Origin of the sequence: Pseudomonas capeferrum (assembly GCF_000731675.1) — a bacterium.
Lineage (GTDB): Bacteria > Pseudomonadota > Gammaproteobacteria > Pseudomonadales > Pseudomonadaceae > Aquipseudomonas > Aquipseudomonas capeferrum.
In genome coordinates, this window is sequence record NZ_JMIT01000002.1 from 531,897 (window position 1) to 549,640 (window position 17,744).

General features: G+C 63.0%; 22 protein-coding genes. 12 read left to right on the plus strand and 10 right to left on the minus strand.

Annotation, left to right across the window (positions count from 1 at the left end):
- Positions 1 to 10 precede the first annotated feature (10 nt).
- From PC358_RS14910 to PC358_RS14925, 4 genes are read left to right on the plus strand one after another with little or no spacing between them, the layout of a single operon-like run.
- Positions 11 to 2,767, plus strand: coding sequence for a response regulator (locus PC358_RS14910; protein ID WP_033700825.1), 2,757 nt, complete (start codon positions 11 to 13; stop codon positions 2,765 to 2,767).
- 48 nt (positions 2,768 to 2,815) lie between these two features.
- Positions 2,816 to 3,805, plus strand: a complete 990-nt coding sequence (locus PC358_RS14915) for a 2-hydroxyacid dehydrogenase (protein WP_033700827.1) — start codon at positions 2,816 to 2,818, stop codon at positions 3,803 to 3,805.
- A gap of 31 nt (positions 3,806 to 3,836) precedes the next feature.
- A complete protein-coding gene (locus PC358_RS14920; RefSeq protein ID WP_033700828.1) occupies positions 3,837 to 4,274 on the plus strand; it encodes a hypothetical protein in 438 nt (145 codons plus the stop codon).
- The gene (locus PC358_RS14925; RefSeq protein ID WP_033700829.1) at positions 4,271 to 4,675 is read left to right on the plus strand and encodes an META domain-containing protein; all 405 of its coding nucleotides are present in this window, start codon (positions 4,271 to 4,273) and stop codon (positions 4,673 to 4,675) included. Before PC358_RS14920 ends, PC358_RS14925 begins: the two co-directional genes overlap by 4 nt.
- Before the next feature lie 33 nt (positions 4,676 to 4,708).
- On the opposite strand, the gene PC358_RS14930 is transcribed toward PC358_RS14925, so the two are convergent.
- Positions 4,709 to 5,173, minus strand: coding sequence for a TlpA disulfide reductase family protein (locus PC358_RS14930; RefSeq protein WP_033700831.1), 465 nt, complete (start codon positions 5,171 to 5,173; stop codon positions 4,709 to 4,711).
- Between the two features lie 85 nt (positions 5,174 to 5,258).
- Here PC358_RS14930 and arsC point away from each other — a divergent pair, with 85 nt between their 5' ends.
- The 3 genes from arsC to PC358_RS14945 are packed head-to-tail and all read left to right on the plus strand — an operon-like array spanning position 5,259 to position 6,620.
- On the plus strand, positions 5,259 to 5,612 hold the full coding sequence (gene arsC / locus PC358_RS14935) for an arsenate reductase (glutaredoxin) (RefSeq protein WP_033700832.1): 354 nt from the start codon (positions 5,259 to 5,261) through the stop codon (positions 5,610 to 5,612).
- Positions 5,609 to 6,214 (plus strand): NAD(P)H:quinone oxidoreductase, encoded by a 606-nt coding sequence (gene wrbA, locus PC358_RS14940; RefSeq protein ID WP_033700833.1) that lies wholly within the window; start codon positions 5,609 to 5,611, stop codon positions 6,212 to 6,214. Before arsC ends, wrbA begins: the two co-directional genes overlap by 4 nt.
- Positions 6,207 to 6,620: a DUF2069 domain-containing protein gene (locus PC358_RS14945; protein ID WP_033700835.1), complete on the plus strand. Its 414-nt coding sequence runs from the start codon at positions 6,207 to 6,209 to the stop codon at positions 6,618 to 6,620. Before wrbA ends, PC358_RS14945 begins: the two co-directional genes overlap by 8 nt.
- Before the next feature lie 43 nt (positions 6,621 to 6,663).
- Here PC358_RS14945 and PC358_RS14950 read toward each other — a convergent pair whose 3' ends face one another.
- Together PC358_RS14950 and ttcA are read right to left on the minus strand one after the other, a co-directional pair.
- Positions 6,664 to 7,335, minus strand: coding sequence for a DNA-3-methyladenine glycosylase I (locus PC358_RS14950; RefSeq protein ID WP_033700836.1), 672 nt, complete (start codon positions 7,333 to 7,335; stop codon positions 6,664 to 6,666).
- A gap of 4 nt (positions 7,336 to 7,339) precedes the next feature.
- A complete protein-coding gene (gene ttcA / locus PC358_RS14955; protein WP_033700837.1) occupies positions 7,340 to 8,164 on the minus strand; it encodes a tRNA 2-thiocytidine(32) synthetase TtcA in 825 nt (274 codons plus the stop codon).
- A 262-nt stretch (positions 8,165 to 8,426) separates the two neighbouring features.
- Here ttcA and PC358_RS14960 point away from each other — a divergent pair, with 262 nt between their 5' ends.
- Entirely contained in the window at positions 8,427 to 9,026 is a 600-nt protein-coding gene (locus PC358_RS14960) for a Yip1 family protein (RefSeq protein WP_033700838.1), read from the plus strand.
- A gap of 140 nt (positions 9,027 to 9,166) precedes the next feature.
- A complete protein-coding gene (locus tag PC358_RS14965) occupies positions 9,167 to 9,661 on the plus strand; it encodes a SprT family zinc-dependent metalloprotease (protein WP_033700839.1) in 495 nt (164 codons plus the stop codon).
- Positions 9,662 to 9,755: 94 nt separating this feature from the next.
- Here PC358_RS14965 and fpr read toward each other — a convergent pair whose 3' ends face one another.
- The gene (gene fpr / locus PC358_RS14970; protein ID WP_033700840.1) at positions 9,756 to 10,535 is read right to left on the minus strand and encodes a ferredoxin-NADP reductase; all 780 of its coding nucleotides are present in this window, start codon (positions 10,533 to 10,535) and stop codon (positions 9,756 to 9,758) included.
- A 120-nt stretch (positions 10,536 to 10,655) separates the two neighbouring features.
- On the opposite strand from fpr, the gene finR reads away from it, so the two are divergent.
- Entirely contained in the window at positions 10,656 to 11,582 is a 927-nt protein-coding gene (gene finR, locus PC358_RS14975) for a LysR family transcriptional regulator FinR (protein WP_033700841.1), read from the plus strand.
- Here the strand turns inward: finR and PC358_RS14980 are convergent.
- The 3 genes from PC358_RS14980 to PC358_RS14990 all read right to left on the minus strand — a co-directional run bounded on the left by PC358_RS14980 (position 11,579) and on the right by PC358_RS14990 (position 13,599).
- Complete coding sequence (locus PC358_RS14980; protein ID WP_027595832.1) at positions 11,579 to 11,941, minus strand: diacylglycerol kinase; 363 nt, start codon at positions 11,939 to 11,941, stop codon at positions 11,579 to 11,581. The two genes, finR and PC358_RS14980, sit on opposite strands and share 4 nt — an antisense overlap.
- 73 nt (positions 11,942 to 12,014) lie before the next feature.
- A complete protein-coding gene (erdR, locus tag PC358_RS14985; protein ID WP_027595831.1) occupies positions 12,015 to 12,665 on the minus strand; it encodes a response regulator transcription factor ErdR in 651 nt (216 codons plus the stop codon).
- 223 nt (positions 12,666 to 12,888) lie between these two features.
- Positions 12,889 to 13,599, minus strand: a complete 711-nt coding sequence (locus PC358_RS14990) for a tRNA-uridine aminocarboxypropyltransferase (protein WP_033700842.1) — start codon at positions 13,597 to 13,599, stop codon at positions 12,889 to 12,891.
- A gap of 217 nt (positions 13,600 to 13,816) precedes the next feature.
- On the opposite strand from PC358_RS14990, the gene PC358_RS14995 reads away from it, so the two are divergent.
- Positions 13,817 to 14,236: a quorum-sensing-regulated virulence factor family protein gene (locus PC358_RS14995; RefSeq protein ID WP_033700844.1), complete on the plus strand. Its 420-nt coding sequence runs from the start codon at positions 13,817 to 13,819 to the stop codon at positions 14,234 to 14,236.
- Positions 14,237 to 14,245: 9 nt separating this feature from the next.
- Here PC358_RS14995 and PC358_RS15000 read toward each other — a convergent pair whose 3' ends face one another.
- The gene (locus tag PC358_RS15000; RefSeq protein ID WP_033700845.1) at positions 14,246 to 14,458 is read right to left on the minus strand and encodes a hypothetical protein; all 213 of its coding nucleotides are present in this window, start codon (positions 14,456 to 14,458) and stop codon (positions 14,246 to 14,248) included.
- Positions 14,459 to 14,762: 304 nt separating this feature from the next.
- Here PC358_RS15000 and PC358_RS15005 point away from each other — a divergent pair, with 304 nt between their 5' ends.
- Positions 14,763 to 15,881 (plus strand): LOG family protein, encoded by a 1,119-nt coding sequence (locus tag PC358_RS15005; RefSeq protein WP_033700846.1) that lies wholly within the window; start codon positions 14,763 to 14,765, stop codon positions 15,879 to 15,881.
- A 203-nt stretch (positions 15,882 to 16,084) separates the two neighbouring features.
- On the opposite strand, the gene recX is transcribed toward PC358_RS15005, so the two are convergent.
- Together recX and recA are read right to left on the minus strand one after the other, a co-directional pair.
- Positions 16,085 to 16,555 carry a recombination regulator RecX gene (recX, locus tag PC358_RS15010; RefSeq protein ID WP_033700848.1) on the minus strand — a complete coding sequence of 157 codons (471 nt, stop codon included), beginning with the start codon at positions 16,553 to 16,555 and terminating at the stop codon, positions 16,085 to 16,087.
- 22 nt (positions 16,556 to 16,577) lie between these two features.
- Positions 16,578 to 17,645 (minus strand): recombinase RecA, encoded by a 1,068-nt coding sequence (recA, locus tag PC358_RS15015; protein WP_033700849.1) that lies wholly within the window; start codon positions 17,643 to 17,645, stop codon positions 16,578 to 16,580.
- Positions 17,646 to 17,744 lie beyond the last annotated feature (99 nt).

The window sequence follows — 17,744 nt, forward strand, 5'->3', positions numbered from 1 at the left end:
GGAGGCAAGTGTGCTCGATCGTTTGGGAATCAGAAGCCGGGTCCTGTTGTTGGCCCTGCTGCCTGCCGGCCTGATGGCGCTGGTACTGGGCAGTTATTTCACCTGGTTGCAGCAAAGCGATTTGCGCACCCAGCTGCTGCAACGCGGCAAGATGATCGCCGAGCAACTGGCGCCACTGGCTGCGCCCGCCATGGCCCGCCTGGCGCCCGCGCAACTGGAGCGGATTGCCGCACAGACCCTGGAGCAAGCCGATGTGCGCGCCGTTGCCTTCCTTGCCCCGGACCGCACGCGCCTGGCCCATGCCGGCCCGAGCATGCTCAACCAGCCGCCAAGCGGCGGCACCGGCACCCAGTTGCTGCAACGCACCGGCAATGATGCCACCCGCTACCTGATGCCGGTCTTCGGCCACCACCGCGACCTGGCCACCGATGCGGTGCCAGCCGAGGCCGAACGCCTGCTGGGCTGGGTCGAAATCGAACTGTCGCATGACGGCACCCTGCTGCGGGGCTACCGCAACCTGTTCACCAGCCTGTTGCTGATCCTCGCCTGCCTGGCCCTCAGCGGCCTGCTGGCCCTGCGCATGAGCCGCACCATCAACGACCCGATCAAACGCATCAAGCACACGGTCAATCAGCTCAAGGACGGCCACCTCGACGAACGCCTGCCGGCCATGGGCAGCCATGAGCTGGACGAGCTGGCCCGCGGCATCAACCGCATGGCCGAGACCCTGCACAGCGCCCATGAAGAGTTGCAGCACAGCATTGACCAGGCCACCGAGGACGTGCGCCAGAACCTGGAAACCATCGAGATCCAGAACATCGAGCTGGACATGGCCCGCAAGGAAGCCCTGGAGGCCAGCCGGATCAAGTCGGAGTTCCTGGCCAACATGAGCCACGAGATCCGCACCCCGCTCAACGGCATCCTCGGTTTCACCCACCTGCTGCAGAAAAGCGAACTGACGCCGCGCCAGCTGGATTACCTGAGCACCATCGAGAAGTCCGCCGACAACCTGCTGGGGATCATCAACGAGATCCTCGACTTCTCCAAGATCGAGGCCGGCAAGCTGGTGCTCGACAGCATTCCGTTCAACCTGCGCGACCTGGTCCAGGACACCCTCACCATCCTCGCCCCTGCCGCCCACGCCAAGCAGCTCGAACTGCTCAGCCTGATCTACCGTGACACCCCATCTTCACTGGTCGGCGACCCACTGCGCCTCAAGCAGATCCTCACCAACCTGGTGAGCAACGCCATCAAGTTCACCCGCGAAGGCACGATCGTCGTGCGCGCCATGCTCGAGGACGAACGCGAAGACAGCGCACAGCTTCGCATCAGCGTGCAGGACACCGGTATCGGCTTGTCTCCGCAGGATGTGCGCACCCTGTTCCAGGCCTTCAGCCAGGCCGACAACTCGCTGGCTCGCCAGCCCGGTGGCACCGGCCTGGGCCTGGTGATTTCCAAGCGCCTGATCGAGCAGATGGGCGGCGAGATCGGCGTCGACAGCACGCCGGGTGAAGGCTCGCAGTTCTGGATCAGCCTCAACCTGCCCAAGGCCCACGACGATGCCGAAGACCTGCCGCTGCAACCGCTGCTGGGGCGGCGCGCGGCCATCGTCGACAGCCATGAGCTGGCGCGCCAGGCACTGGAGCATCAGCTTGAGGACTGCGGCCTGAGCGTCAGCCTGTTCGCTTCTTTCGATCAGTTGCTGCATGCCGTGCAGGCCGCCCACCAGGCTGGCCACCCGTTCGACTTCGCGGTGCTCGGCGCCAACCTGGGCAACCTCACACCAGAGCAGCTCGGGGAATATCACCTGCACCTTGAGCGCTACCAATGCCAATGCGTGGTGTTGTGCCCGACCACCGAGCAGGCGCTGTATCACCCCTACCTGCCCAATGGGCATGGCCAGTTGCTGTCCAAACCGACCTGTACGCGCAAGCTGCGTCGGCTGTTGCTGGAGCTGGTGCAGCCACGTCGCCCGCTCGGCGAGCCAAACGTCCACAGCGGCCAGCGTCAACCGAAGATCCTCTGCGTTGATGACAATGCGGCCAACTTGCTGCTGGTGCAGACCCTGCTCGAAGACCTCGGTGCCGAGGTACTGGCGGTGGACAATGGCTACGCGGCGGTGCAGGCAGTACAGGACGAGCCGTTCGACCTGGTGCTGATGGACGTGCAGATGCCCGGCATGGATGGCCGCGCCTGTACCGAGCAGATCCGCCTGTGGGAAAACGCCCAGAACGGCAGCCCGCTGCCGATCGTCGCCCTCACCGCGCATGCCATGGCCAACGAGAAACGCGCCCTGCTGCATGCTGGCATGGATGACTACCTGACCAAGCCGATCAGCGAGCGGCAGCTGGCCCAGGTGGTGATGAAGTGGACCGGCCTGAGCCTTGGCATGCCACAGCAGGAACGCCTGGCAGAACAACTGGCCAACAGTGACGAACTGAAGGTGCTGGACCCCGAGGAGGGCTTGCGCCTGGCAGCCGGCAAGCCCGACTTGGCGGCCGACATGCTGGCCATGCTGCTGGCATCGCTGGAATCCGATCGCGAGGCGATACGCGCTGCGCGTGAAGCGCACGATCACACCACGCTGATCGAGCAGGTACACCGCCTCAACGGCGCTTCGCGTTATTGCGGCGTGCCGCAACTACGGGCGGCATGCCAGCGCAGCGAGACCTTGCTCAAACAGGAGCATCCGCTTGCACAGCAGGCACTGGATGAGCTGGACAGCGCGATCAACCGGCTGGCCTGTCAGGCTCACCTGAATGCCTGACAGGCCAGGCGGCTAAAATACCCAGCCCCTCGTAAAGGAAGCCCGACCATGCGCGCCCTGTTGTTCAGCAGCCAGCACTACGACCAGGAGAGTTTTACCCAGGCCGCCGCCGGCACTTTATTGGACCTGCACTTCCAGCCTGCCCGCCTGACCCTGGACACCGCGCCCCTCGCCGATAGCTACGAGGTGGTCTGCGCCTTCATCAACGATGAACTCGACGCCCAGGTGCTGGCGCGCCTGGCTGCGGGCGGCACGCGCCTGATCGCCCTGCGCTCGGCGGGCTACAACCATGTCGACCTGAACGCCGCCCAACGCCTGGGTCTGGCCGTGGTGCGGGTACCGGCCTACTCGCCACACGCCGTGGCCGAGCACGCCGTGGCCCTGATCCTCGCCCTCAACCGGCGGCTGCACCGGGCCTACAACCGCACCCGCGAAGGCGACTTCACCTTGCACGGCCTGACCGGCTTCGACCTGCACGGCAAGACCGTCGGGGTGGTCGGCACCGGCCAGATCGGCGCTGCCTTCGCCCGCATCATGGCCGGCTTCGGCTGCCAGGTGCTGGCCTACGACCCCTACCCCAACCCGGAGCTGCTGGCCCTCGGCGCCCGCTACCTGGCACTGCCCGAGTTGCTGCGCGAAGCGCGCATCATCAGCCTGCATTGCCCGCTGACCGAGCACACCCGGCACCTGATCAACGCGCAGAGCCTCGCGCAGTTGCAACCCGGGGCAATGCTGATCAACACCGGCCGAGGAGCCCTGGTCGACACCCCGGCCCTGATCGACGCGCTCAAGCGCGGCCAGCTCGGCTACCTTGGCCTGGATGTGTACGAGGAAGAGGCCCAGCTGTTTTTCGAAGACCGCTCCGACCTGCCACTGCAAGACGACGTGCTGGCCCGGCTGCTGACCTTCCCCAACGTGATCGTCACCGCCCACCAGGCCTTCCTGACCCGCGAAGCCCTGGACGCCATCGCCACCACCACGCTGGACAACATCAACTGCTGGATGGCAGGCAATCCACAGAATCTGGTATTGGGTTAATGCTAGGATACGCGGCATTTCTGGAGGACCCATGGTCGAGCACGATTTCCGCTACACCCTATTCAACCCGCAACACACCCTGATCGAGTGCCGCGCCCTGGTACCCGGCCGCTATCAGGTGACCGGCAACGGCGGTTCGATGCACAAGGGCGACACTTTGCTGGTCACCCTCAAGGGCAGCAAGGACTTGTCCATGCGCCTGTCCGTGGAAAGCGTGCGACACCTGATCAACCCGCGCGGCCAGTGGGTCGCCGTGGCCAGCGGCCCGGTGTTCAACGAACTGGAAATCCTCAACTGGCAGGTCGCGTGCGACCAGTGCGACGCACTGCTGGATTTCGAGTTCGCGGTGGACGCCAAGCTGGGCAAGAAAGCCCGCCAACCGGCTGCCAGCGCACGTATCGCTGAGCTGGGCTGGGCCAGCCGTGGCGAAAAGCACCTGTGCCCGCGTTGCCAGGAGAGCGCTGCGTGAAAAATCTGCTGACCGGCGTGCTGATTGCCACCGGCCTGCTCGGCTGCGCCGCGCAACCGTCGAAGCTGCAGCAGGAGCGCAGCTATGTGCTGGAGTGGATCGGCGAGCGCCCGCTGATTGACTACAGCCACCTCACCCTGACCCTGGCCAGTGATGGTCGCGCGTATGGCAATGGTGGCTGCAACCACTGGTTTGCACCTTATACGCTGGACGGCGAGCAGCTGAGCTTCGGCAAGGTCGGCAAAACCCGCAAACTGTGCGCACCGGCGCTGATGGAGCAGGAAAAACGCTTCCTGCAGGCGCTGGAGACCGTACAGCGCTGGGATGTGTCGCCTGTGGAGCAGATGCGCTTCTGGCCGGCCGAGGGCAAGCCATTGCGGTTCTGGCCTGAGGAAGGCTGAAGGTAATGGGGCTGCTGTGCAGCCCCATTTACATCAAGCGCCCTTCAGCGCCTTGATCTTGGCCTGCAGCCCTTCCAGGGTCTGCTCACCCATCAGTTGCTCACGCACCTTGCCCTTGTCGTCGATGATGTAGGTCACCGGCAGCGCCTCGCTGCGTGGCAGTTCATAACGCTCGGCCGGGTCCTGCGCCAGCACGGTAAAGCCGATGCCCAAGGTGTCGGCAGCCTGCTTCAGGTCTTGGCCCTGCAAGCCATCGAAGTTCACCCCAACCACCTTGATACCGTCCGCTGCCCATTGCTTGGCCGCCGCGTTCAGTTCAGGGATTTCGGTACGGCACGGGCCGCACCATTCGGCCCAGTAGTTGAGCACCAGCCAGTGCCCCTCGATCTGCTCGGCCTTTACCGTGTTGCCGTGTTGGTCCACGCCGTAGTCGGCACCGCAACCACCGAGCAATAGGCTCGCGGTGATGGCCAGTACTGCTGCCAAACGCCTTGCCATGGGTCAATCCTTCTCGAAGTTTCAAGCAAATGGTTCAGTCGCTGCGGTTAGAATAGCCGCCACACCCAGCTGGATGCGACCCGACATGACTGACCTGACGCTCTATCATAACCCGCGCTGCTCTAAATCCCGCGGCGCGCTGGAACTGCTCGAAGCCCGTGGCCTGACGCCAACCATCGTGCGCTACCTCGAGACACCGCCGGACACCGCCACCCTGGCGGCCCTGCTCGGCAAGCTGGGGATCGCCCCGCGCCAGCTGCTGCGCACTGGCGAAGACGAATACAAGGACCTGAACCTGGCCAACCCGGCCCTGACCGACGCGCAACTGATCGACGCCATGGCTCAGCACCCTAAGCTGATCGAGCGGCCGATCCTGGTGGCCGGCGACCGCGCCGTGATCGGCCGCCCGCCGGAGAAGGTGCTGGAGATCCTGCCGTGAGCCAGCCCTTCATCCTGGTGTTGTATTACAGCCGCCATGGTTCCACCAGCGAGATGGCCCGGCACATCGCCCGCGGTATCGAAATGGCCGGTATGGAGGCACGCCTGCGCACGGTGCCGGCGATTTCTACCGAATGCGAAGCCGTGGCCCCGGACATCCCGGCCAGCGGCGCGCTGTACGCCACCCTCGACGACCTGCGCCATTGCGCCGGCCTGGTGCTGGGCAGCCCGACCCGCTTCGGCAACATGGCCGCGCCGCTGAAGTACTTCCTCGACGGCACCAGCAGCCTGTGGCTGGGCGGTGAGCTAGTCGGCAAGCCGGCTGGGGTGTTCACCTCCACCGCCAGCCTGCACGGTGGCCAGGAAACCACCCTGCTGTCGATGATGCTGCCGCTGATGCACCACGGCATGCTGGTGATGGGCCTGCCCTACAGCGAGTCGGCATTGCTCGAGACGCGTGGCGGCGGTACACCGTACGGCGCCAGCCACCATGCCGGTGCCGACGGCAAGCGTGAGCTCGATCAGCACGAAATCACCCTGTGCCGCGCCCTCGGCCAACGCCTGGCAACCACGGCCAAGGCCCTGGAGGCCGCGCGTGGCTAGAAAGCCCAAGGTGTTGCCGCCGCTGGACTGGCTGGCACCGCGCCTACGCCTGACGCGAACGTTGAGCCTGGCCTGCTTTTTTGGGCTGATGGCGTTGCTGGTGGCGAACAACCTGTGGTTCGCCAACTTGCACGGGGCACGGGTCGAGGTGATTCTGGCCGTCGAGCTGGTGCCGCTGCTGTTGCTGCTGCCGGGTATGCTCACGGGCAGTGCCCGGGCGCATGCCTGGACCTGCTTTGTGGTGAACATCTACTTCATCAAGGGGGTGCTGGCGGCGTTCGACCCGGCGCGGGCGGTGTTTGGCTGGATTGAGGTGATCGTGAGCCTGGGGCTGTTCGTCAGCGCGCTGCTGTTCGTGCGCTGGAAGTTCCAGCATGAGCGGCGCCTGGCGGGCGAAGGGGCTTGAGTTCAGGGCTGCTTTGCAGCCCATTCGCGGGGCAACGCTAATCTCAATGGTTGACGGTATGCGCCAGCATCACCGACAACTGGCACAACGGCCGCCCGCTCTCTTCGTGCCACTGGTTGAACGCCTGCTGCACCAAGGCCAGGTCTCGCTGGCTGGTCGGTTGCTTGTCAATCACCTTCTGCGCAATCAGCGCGGCGGCCATGTCGTCGGTCGGGATAAACGTATCCTTGCCGACCATGCGCAAGAACCGCGGTGCCGACAAGCCGCCCAACTGGTTGCCCTGCTTGGCCAGGTACTTCCACAAGCCGACGATGTCGGTCACCGGCCAGTCGGCGATGAACGCGCCGAAACTGCCCTTCTCCTTTGCCACATCAAGCACCATCTGCGCATTGCGCGGCACGCTCTTGAGCTTGCCCAGGTGGCGGATGATGCGCTCGTCATGCATCAACCGCTCCAGGTGCTCGGCGCCCATCAGCACCACCTTGTGCGGATCGAAGCCAAAGAACACTTGCTCGAATGCCGGCCACTTGGCATCTACCAGGCTGTGCTTGAGCCCGGCGCGGAACACGCGCAGGGCCAAGGTCGACAGGTAGCGATCGTCACTGATGTCACGCAGTTGCGCAGGCGTGCGTGGCTGCGGCAGAAAGGCCTCAAGGGCCTGGGCCGAGCCGAAGCGGTTCAGGCAGTACTCATGCAGCCACTGGTAATCGCGCATGGGGTCAGATGTTCAGCACGTCGAGAAAACGCGGCGTGGCGCTTTCGTCGATCTTCAGGCTGGTGAAGTCGAACAGATTGCGGTCCGCCAACTGCGACGGCGCGACGTTCTGCATGGCGCGGAAGATGCTCTCGGTACGGCCCGGGTGCTTACGCTCCCACTCCACCAGCATGTCCTTGACCACTTGGCGTTGCAGGTTTTCCTGCGAGCCGCACAGGTTGCACGGGATGATCGGGAATTCGCGCATGTCCGAGTAGGCCTGGATGTCCTTCTCGCTGCAGTAGGCCAGCGGGCGGATCACCACGTTACGGCCATCGTCGGCACGCAGCTTGGGTGGCATGCCCTTGAGCGAGCCATTGAAGAACATGTTGAGGAAGAACGTCTCGACCATGTCGTCGCGGTGGTGCCCCAGCGCCATCTTGGTCGCGCCGATTTCGTCGGCGAAGGTGTACAAGGTGCCACGGCGCAGGCGCGAGCACAGCGAGCAGGTGGTCTTGCCTTCGGGGATCAGTTCCTTGACCACCGAGTAGGTGTCTTTCTCGACGATGTGGTACTCGACGCCCAGGGTCTTGAGGTAGGCCGGCAGCACATGCTCGGGGAAGCCGGGCTGCTTCTGGTCCATGTTCACCGCCACGATCTCGAACGAGATCGGCGCCACCTTTTGCAGGTGCAACAGAACGTCGAGCATGGTGTAGCTGTCCTTGCCGCCGGACAGGCAGACCATGACCTTGTCGCCATCCTCGATCATGTTGTAGTCGGTGATGGCTTCGCCAGCGAGACGACGCAGGCGTTTTTGCAGTTTGTTCTGGTTGACCGAGAGGGTGCCCATAGCGCTTGGATCCGCGAGGTGTGACAAAAGCCGGCTATTTTACGCACAAACCGCGCGGCGCTGTAGGCATTCCGATAAAGACTTCAAGGTAATCAGCAGGCGGTCTTACAGCGCAATTTGCTCTAAAAAGCGCGGTTTGTGCAGGTAACGGCTTCCTATACTGCGACATAAGGCCACATTACCGCTTGCATTGGTGTTCGGGCCTCGGGCCGCTTGCGCTCCATCTGGGGGGCGTTTGGCAACATTGAGAGGAGTGATCGGCATGATTCATCACGTTGTGGGGCTGTTTACCCATCCCGATCAGGAATGGCGGGAAATTCGTGGCGAAGAAGAATCCATCAGCCACATGTACCTGACGCACACCTTGATCCTGGCGGCGATCCCTGCCGTTTCCGCATTCATCGGTACCACCCAGGTCGGCTGGGTGATTGGCGACCGGCCGGCAGTGATGCTGACCATGGAAAGCGCCATCTGGATGAGCATCATGTCCTACCTGGCGATGCTCGCCGGGGTGGCGGTAATGGGCGCGTTCATCCACTGGATGGCGCGCACCTACGATGCCAACCCGTCCATGGCGCAGTGCATTGCCTTCGCCACCTACACCGCCACGCCGTTGTTCCTCGGCGGCCTGGCGGCGCTCTACCCGCACCTGTGGCTGGGCATGCTGCTCGGCACTGCAGCCATCTGCTACACCGTGTACCTGTTGTATGTCGGCTTGCCGACGTTCATGAACATTCCATCCGATGAAGGCTTCCTGTTTTCCAGCTCGGTGCTGGCGGTAGGCCTTGTGGTACTGGTGGCGATCATGGCCGCGACCGTGATCATCTGGGGACTGGGCGTGGGGCCCGTCTACACCAACTAGAGCAACCCAACGAGATCCAACCAACACTGGGGCATCAACCAGAGGCCGCCGCAAGGCGGCCTCTGGCTGTGCGCTGACCGGTGGCTCGGCAAGCCGCCAAGGCTTGCGGCATAATGCCGGGCAAGGAGAATTACCCCGCCATGCCAGAGCTGCTCAGACAACGCGTCGAAACCTGTTACCAGCAAGCCGAAACCTTCTTCAAACGCCCCTTCCCGCGCCCGGAAGTCAGCTTCAAACTGCGCGGCCAGAAGGCCGGCGTTGCCCACCTGCACGAGAACCTGCTGCGCTTCAACCTGCAGCTGTACCGCGAGAACCACGAAGACTTCCTGCGCCAGACTGTTGCCCACGAGGTGGCGCACCTTGTGGCTCACCAGCTGTTTGGCGAGCGCATCCAGGCCCATGGCGAAGAGTGGCAACTGATCATGCGTGGGGTGTATGAGCTGCCACCCAACCGTTGCCACAACTATGAAGTGCAACGGCGCGTGGTAACCCGCTACATCTATCGCTGCCCGTGCCCGCAAGGTGATTTCCCGTTTACCGCACAGCGGCACAAGCTGGTGCGCCAGGGGCGACGGTACCTGTGCAAGCGGTGCCGGGAGACTCTGGTGTACAGCGGCGAGACGCGCGTCGAATAGCCCACAGCGACCTTCCCCCCCCACAAACAGCACATCCCTCAGCAGCAATAAAAAAGGCGACCCGAGGGTCGCCTTTTTCGTACCAGCCTGCGCCTTACTTCTCGACGAAGGCACGCTCGATCAGGTAGTCACCCGGCTCGCGCATGCGGGCGGAGACTTTCAGGCCGAAGCTGTCCAGCACTTCGCTGGTCTCATCCAGCATGCTTGGGCTGCCGCAGATCATCGCGCGGTCGTCCTGCGGGTTGATCGGCGGCAGGCCGATGTCGCTGAACAGTTTGCCGCTGCGCATCAGGTCGGTCAGGCGGCCCTGGTTCTCGAACGGCTCGCGGGTCACGGTCGGGTAGTAGATCAGCTTGTCGCGTACCGACTCACCGAAGAACTCGTTCTGCGGCAGGTGCTCGGTGATGAACTCGCGGTAGGCCACCTCGTTCACGTAACGCACGCCGTGAACCAGGATCACCTTCTCGAAGCGCTCGTAGGTTTCCGGGTCCTGGATGACGCTCATGAAAGGGGCCAGGCCAGTGCCGGTGCTCAGCAGGTAGAGGTGCTTGCCCGGGTTCAGGTCGTCGAGGACCAAGGTACCGGTAGGCTTCTTGCTGATGATGATCTCGTCGCCTTCCTTCAAGTGCTGCAACTGGGAAGTCAGCGGGCCGTCCGGCACCTTGATGCTGAAGAACTCCAGGTGCTCTTCCCAGTTCGGCGAGGCGATGGAATAGGCGCGCATGAGCGGGCGACCGGTTTCCTGCTGCAGGCCGATCATCACGAACTGACCGTTCTCGAAGCGCAGGCCCGGGTCACGGGTGCACTTGAAGCTGAACAGAGTGTCGTTCCAGTGGTGCACACTGAGGACACGTTCGTGGTTCATGTTGCTCATCGATGGGGCTCCTGAAGAAAGACGCAGCGCGCGCAAAACGCGCAGTTGCGCGATAGTTTAGGGGCAGCGACAATATCTGTTAACTGAATTATCAAGATATGTGTTATCGGTTATATAGATATGCGATTCACACTCCGTCAGCTTCAAGTCTTCGTGGCCGTGGCCCAGCATCAAAGCGTCTCTAGAGCCGCCGGCCTGCTGTCGCTGTCGCAGTCGGCTGCCAGTACCTCCATCACCGAGCTTGAGCGCCAATCCAGCTGTCAGCTGTTCGATCGCGCCGGCAAACGCCTGAGCCTCAACGCCCTGGGCCATCAACTGCTGCCGCAGGCCGTGGCCCTGCTCGACCAGGCCAAGGAAATCGAAGACCTGCTCAATGGCAAGTCCGCCTTCGGTTCGCTGGCGGTCGGCGCCACACTGACCATCGGCAACTACCTGGCGACCCTGCTGATCGGCAGCTTCATGCAGGTGCACCCGGAAAGCCAGGTCAAGCTGCACGTGCAGAACACTGCGCATATCGTGCACCAGGTCGCCCACTACGAAATTGATCTGGGTCTGATCGAAGGCGATTGCAACCACCCTGACCTTGAAGTTCAGCCTTGGGTCGAGGACGAGCTGGTAGTGTTCTGCGCGCCACAACACCCCTTGGCGACGCTAGGCCACGCGGATATCCAGACATTGTCCCAGGAAGCCTGGATTCTTCGCGAGCAGGGCTCCGGTACACGCCTGACCTTTGACCAGGCCATGCGCCATCATCGCGCCAACCTCAACATCCGCCTGGAGCTGGAACATACCGAGGCCATCAAGCGCGCGGTGGAATCAGGCCTGGGCATCGGCTGCATCTCGCGCCTGGCCCTGCGCGATGCGTTCCGCCGCGGCAGCCTGGTACCGGTGGAAACGCCGGAGCTGGACTTGATGCGCCAGTTCTATTTCATCTGGCACAAGCAGAAGTACCAGACGTCGGCCATGCGCGAGTTTCTTGAGTTGTGCCGCAACTTCACCGCGGGCTTTACCCGCAGTGACGAGATCGTGCTGCCACCAATCGCCTAGAGCAGAATCACACCCCAGACCAGGGCAACCATGGTCAGCGCCACCAGTTGCGCGGCGCTGCCCATGTCCTTGGCGTTTTTCGACAAGGGGTGGCGCTCAAGCGAAATACGGTCGATGGCGGCTTCCACCGCCGAGTTGAACAGCTCGACGATCAGGCCCAGCAGGCACACCGCGATCATGATCGCCCGCTCTGCGCGGCTGACCGGCAGCCAGAAGGCCGTCGGGATCAGCAGTACGTTGAGCAGGACCAGCTGGCGGAATGCGGCCTCGCCCTTGAAGGCGGCGCGCAAGCCGTCCAGCGAATAGCCGGCGGCGTTGAAGATGCGTTTGAGGCCGGTCTGGCCTTTGAATGGCGACATGTGCGTCACTTCACCGATAAAAGGCCGGCAGACTAATCCAGCGTGGGTCAAAAAAGCGTGAAGAAGCAGCCAGTTAGTGGCTGGCAACCGATTCAAGTTGTTGCAGCAACAAGGCCGCCTGGGTGCGAGTACGCACGCCCAGCTTGCGGAAGATCGCCGTCACGTGGGCCTTGATGGTGGCCTCCGAGACGCTGAGCTCGTAGGCGATCTGCTTGTTCAGCAAACCTTCACAAACCATGGTCAGTACGCGGAACTGCTGCGGCGTGAGGCTGGCCAGCCCTTCGCTGGCAGCCTTGGCCTCGGCCGAAACGTCGACTTTCTCGAACGCCTGCGGTGGCCACCAGACCTCGCCGTCCAGCACCTTGCGCACGGCGTCCTGAATCACTTCCAGCGGGCTGGACTTGGGGATGAAGCCACTGGCGCCAAATTCGCGCGACTTGACCACAACCGCTGCTTCTTCCTGCGCCGATACCATCACCACGGGGATCTGCGGGTATTGCCCACGCAACAGGACCAGCCCGGAGAAGCCATAGGCGCCCGGCATGTTGAGGTCCAACAGCACCAAATCCCAGTCGGCTTTCTCGCTCAGGCGGGTTTCCAGTTCGGCAATGCTCGCAACTTCAACCAGGCGTACATCGGCGCCAAGGCCCAGGGTAACAGCCTGGCGCAGGGCGCCACGAAACAGCGGGTGGTCATCGGCAATCAGGATTTCGTAAGTGGCCATCGATCTAAGGATCCTGTTCTGTGCCAGGCGCGTGCGGGGTAGTCAGGGCGCTTGGCGGAAAGGCACGGCAAAGTCCGGGGTAACAGCATTTTCGGCGTGCCCGAATCGGCGCCAAGGATGCCGAGCACGGTCGGGGTGGTCAAGACAATTGCCCTGCCGTCCTCGCCCACCCTGGCTGCCAGCCCCGTCATTATGAACCAATCCGGCGTCACTGCCCCTTGGACTATAGGAAGGTATGCAAACGCTGATGCGCATCGTCCTGCTCGTCCAGCGGCAAATGCCGCTTGGCGCTCAGGTAGTGCAGGCTGAACACGTCCAGGTAGGCGTCCAGGGCCTGCGAGGCACGCTGATCGCCAGCCAGCTCCAGGCACATGGCGGCCACTTCCGCCGTGCAGAAGTGGTCGTCACGCTTGGAACGGCGCAAGCGGTAGCGCGACATCTGTTCGGCTTCAAGGCTCAGCACCGGGAAACGGTCCAGGTACGGGCTCTTGCGAAACATCTTGCGCGCCTCGGTCCAAGTGGCGTCGAGCAGTATGAACAACGGCCGTTTACCGGGCTCGCGCACCACCTGGTTGACTACCCGCTCTTGGGCAACGAACTCGCCGGGGAAGACGATATAGGGCTGCCATTGAGGCTGTTCGAGCAGCGCCAGCAGGTTGTCATCGACTGCAGTGCGCTGCCAGCCGAAGGCCGAGGTGTCCTCGACCAGGTCGGCAATCAGCCAACCGGTGTTGGTCGGCTTGAGTGGCTCGGTGTCGTGCATCAGCAGGCACACACCCGACTCCGCCGGCACCCGGGGCTTCCAGGCACACAGGCAATGGCTGGCAATGACCCGGCATTGCGGGCAACGGACGGCCCGAGAACCCCGGGCAATGAACGGCTTGTTGCTGCGGGCCAGGCGTTCGGCGCGCAGGCGCGCTACCGCGTGGCTCATGCTGGCAGGCCTTTGGAAAGGTTGAAGAGGGACACTGCGAGGGCTCGGAAACTCAAAACGCAAGTCTACCAGAGCGGGCGTCATTTGCCGTGCAGCGGGACTGCCCGGGCCCTTATAATCGACACTTTGGCGTACCCGACCAGCCGTCAAGCGCCCCTCAGGGAACGCCACCTGCCGGCGCATGTCAAACCGCCAGTCAATGAACCAGGAGAGATACATGCTGCGCCTTATCGTCCCGACCTTGAGCCTTTTGCTCACCCTGCCCCTGGCGGCCCAGGCGGCGTCCAAGCAGGACTACGATCTGAACAAGATGCTGCAGAAGGTCGCCAAAGAGAGCAGCGTCGGCACGCCCCGCGCCGTCAACGAAGACATCCTCGACCAAGGCTACACCGTCGAAGGCAAGGCCCTGGTCAACCACCTGAGCGTGCGCCAAAGCCATGCCGAGCGCATGCAGGGCAACCCGGAACAAGTCCGCAGCCAACTGGGAGACAGCGTTTGCCGTAACAGCGGTTACCGTAACCTGATGTCCAAGGGCGCTGTGATGGTCTATCGCTTCACGGTGTACAAGACCAACCAACCAGTCATGGACCAGGCATTCGATGCAGCAAGCTGCGTTGCGGGCAACAAAAAGAAGTAAACCGATGACCTAGACCACCCGCTGGTCATCAGGCGCGCGCCACTGCTCTTCTTCGGCATCGGCGCGCAATTCTGCCAGAAGCGCCTGTAGGTAGCGTGACTGGCACTCCAGCTCCGAAAGCCTGCGACGACACTCTGCCTCAAGGCTCAGGTGGTGCACCTGCGCCGCATTTTCCAGCTGCTGATAGAGCTGCTGGTCCACCTCGATGATCAAGCGATGCATACCGCCACCTCCTGCATCGATACGTTTCGCTTCCCCAGTTAACCAAACCCTCAGCGCCATTGGGTGCGCGCCGACCAGCGGCGGCTGCAATGACTGCGGCACGATCAGGCGCGAGGGTCTAGATTGATATCGAGTACACCCGAATCGACGAGATGGATTGATTGCTACTGCACCCTGGCCTTGAAGGCCTACTGCAACGCTCGAACTGCACACTCGAGCATCAGCAGCCAGCGACGCATGCAGTGTCGCGGCCGGGACACCCCATCGACCCGGTCAGAGGTTTTGCTGCAGAAGGAGACGTTGAATGCCTTACCAACCCAATGAGCTGTTGTTCAATCATTTCAGGGACAACAACATCGACCTGAGCAAGATCGACGAACAACTGCAACTCGTTGCACCGAACAGCCCCAACCTGCCCCTGTACCGCGACATGATGCTGACCATCCTGCGCATGGCCCACGACGACACCGATCGCTGGAGTGCCAAGATCACCCTGCAGGCGCTGCGCGAGCTGGACCACTCGTTCCGCGCCCTGGAACGCTACAAGGGCCGACGCAAGGTGACGGTATTCGGCTCGGCCCGAACGCCACTGGAACACCCGATGTACGCCCTGGCCCGCGAGCTGGGCGCCACCCTGGCCCGCTCCGACCTGATGGTCATTACTGGCGCCGGTGGTGGCATCATGGCTGCAGCCCACGAAGGGGCCGGCAGCGAACACAGCCTGGGCTTCAACATCACCCTGCCCTTCGAGCAGCATGCCAACCCCACGGTGGACGGCACCGACAAACTGTTGCCCTTCCACTTCTTCTTCATTCGCAAGCTGTTTTTCGTCAAGGAAGCCGATGGCCTGGTGCTCTGCCCGGGCGGGTTCGGCACGCTGGATGAAGCACTCGAAGTGCTCACCCTGATCCAGACCGGCAAGAGCCCTTTGGTGCCGGTGGTGTTGCTCGACTCACCCGGTGGCAGCTTCTGGCGCGATTGCCTGGCCTTCATCAGCCGCCAGCTCGAAGAGAACCGCTACATCCTGCCCAGCGACCTCAAGCTGGTGCGCCTGGTGCACAGCGCCGATGAGGCGGTGGAGGAAATCAACCAGTTCTACAGCAACTACCACTCCAGCCGCTGGCTGAAGAACCAGTTCGTGATCCGCATGCATCACCCGCTCAGCGAGGCTGCGCTGTACGACATTCAGGAAGGTTTCGCCGATTTGCGCCTGAGTGGCAAGTACCACCAGCACGCCGACAGTGGCGCGGAGCATGAGGTAGGTAACTTCAGCCACCTGACCCGGCTGTCGTTCGCCTTCAACGGCCGCGACCAGGGCCGGCTGCGCGAACTGGTGGACTTCATCAACCTGCCGGAGAACTGGGCCAAGCCGCAGCCCATGCACACGACCCAGCGGGCCAGGGAGGCGTTGAAGGTCAATTGAACCACCCACCGCCGGGTGGGGGTAAACCGGCCTCTGCGAATATCGCGGCCTCTGTAGGAGCGGCCTTGCCGGGGCGCCGGACCGGTCGGAAAGGGGCGCGTAGCGGCCCCTCTGCAACGACACAGAACCTGGGGCCGCTGCGCAGCCCTTTCCGACCGGTCCGGCGCCCCGGCAAGGCCGCTCCTACAGGGAACCGTGAGGTTTCAGTAATCGTCGAGGTCGCGACCACTAAGCAACCGGCTGATCATCTCCATGGAGAAACCACGGTAGGCCAGAAAGCGGGTCTGCTGGCCACGGCTGCGGGGGTCATGGGGGCGCTGGCCGTCAAACTTGCGCTGCCAGACATCCATCAGCCGCTGCGCCCAGTCCACACCGCTTTCACGCAATGCCTTATCGATATCGCCACGCGCCAGGCCGCGCTGGCCAAGCTCTTCGCGTATACGCGCAGGGCCATAGCCGGAATTGGAGCGATACCGGATGAAGCTTTCGAGGTAGCGGGCTTCGCTGAGCAGCCCTTCTTCGGCGAGCCGGTCGAGCTCAGGCTCGATCAACTCATCCGAAGCGCCGCGCTGACGCAACTTGCGCGTCAGCTCGACGCGACCATGCTCACGTCGCGCGAGCAGGTCCATGGCTGTCCGCCGAATGGCGACGGGGGTGTCGAGTACGGCGGACATAATCGGCTATCTACAACCGCTATCAATAACCGGCTTCGGCATCAGCCACGTCGTCGGCCTTGGCCTCGACTGCGGCAGCCTTGCCTGCTTCGGCGGCAGCACCAGCCTTGAGCAGCTTCTCGCGGATCTGCTTCTCGATCTCGGCGCCAATGGCCGGGTTCTCAGCCAGGTACTTGGCGGCGTTGGCTTTACCTTGGCCGATCTTGTTGCCCTGGTAGGCGTACCAGGCACCGGATTTCTCCACCAGCCCCTGAGAAACACCCAGGTCGATGATCTCGCCGTTGCGGTAGATGCCCTTGCCGTAGAGGATCTGGAACTCGGCCTGACGGAACGGCGGCGAGACCTTGTTCTTGACGATCTTGACGCGGGTTTCGCTGCCGACCACTTCGTCGCCTTCCTTGACCGCGCCGGTACGGCGGATGTCCAGGCGCACGGAGGCGTAGAACTTCAGGGCGTTACCACCGGTGGTGGTTTCCGGGCTGCCGAACATCACGCCGATCTTCATACGGATCTGGTTGATGAAGATGACCAGGCAGTTGGCGTTCTTGATGTTACCGGTGATCTTGCGCAGCGCCTGCGACATCAGACGGGCCTGCAGACCCACGTGCATGTCACCCATCTCGCCTTCGATCTCGGCCTTGGGGACCAGAGCAGCCACGGAGTCGACGATGATCACGTCAACCGCGTTGGAACGCACCAGCATGTCGGTGATTTCCAGGGCCTGCTCGCCGGTGTCCGGCTGCGAAACCAGCAGGTCGTCGACGTTGACACCCAGCTTGCCGGCGTATTCCGGGTCGAGGGCGTGCTCGGCGTCGACGAAGGCGCAGGTGGCGCCGTTCTTCTGGGCTTCGGCAATGACCGACAGGGTCAGGGTGGTTTTACCCGAGGACTCCGGGCCGTAGATTTCGACGATACGGCCTTTTGGCAGGCCGCCGATACCGAGGGCGATGTCCAGGCCCAGGGAACCGGTGGAGATGGCCGGGATGCCAGTGCGCTCGTGGTCGCCCATGCGCATGACCGCGCCCTTGCCGAATTGGCGTTCGATCTGACCCAGGGCCGCAGCCAAGGCGCGTTTCTTGTTGTCGTCCATTGAAATCCTCACGTGTTCGACTTGGCCCTGATGGCCGGAATACCTGTATAAGTAGCCAGTATTATTCCACAGCGAAGCGCGCGAGCAAACCCCTGTCGT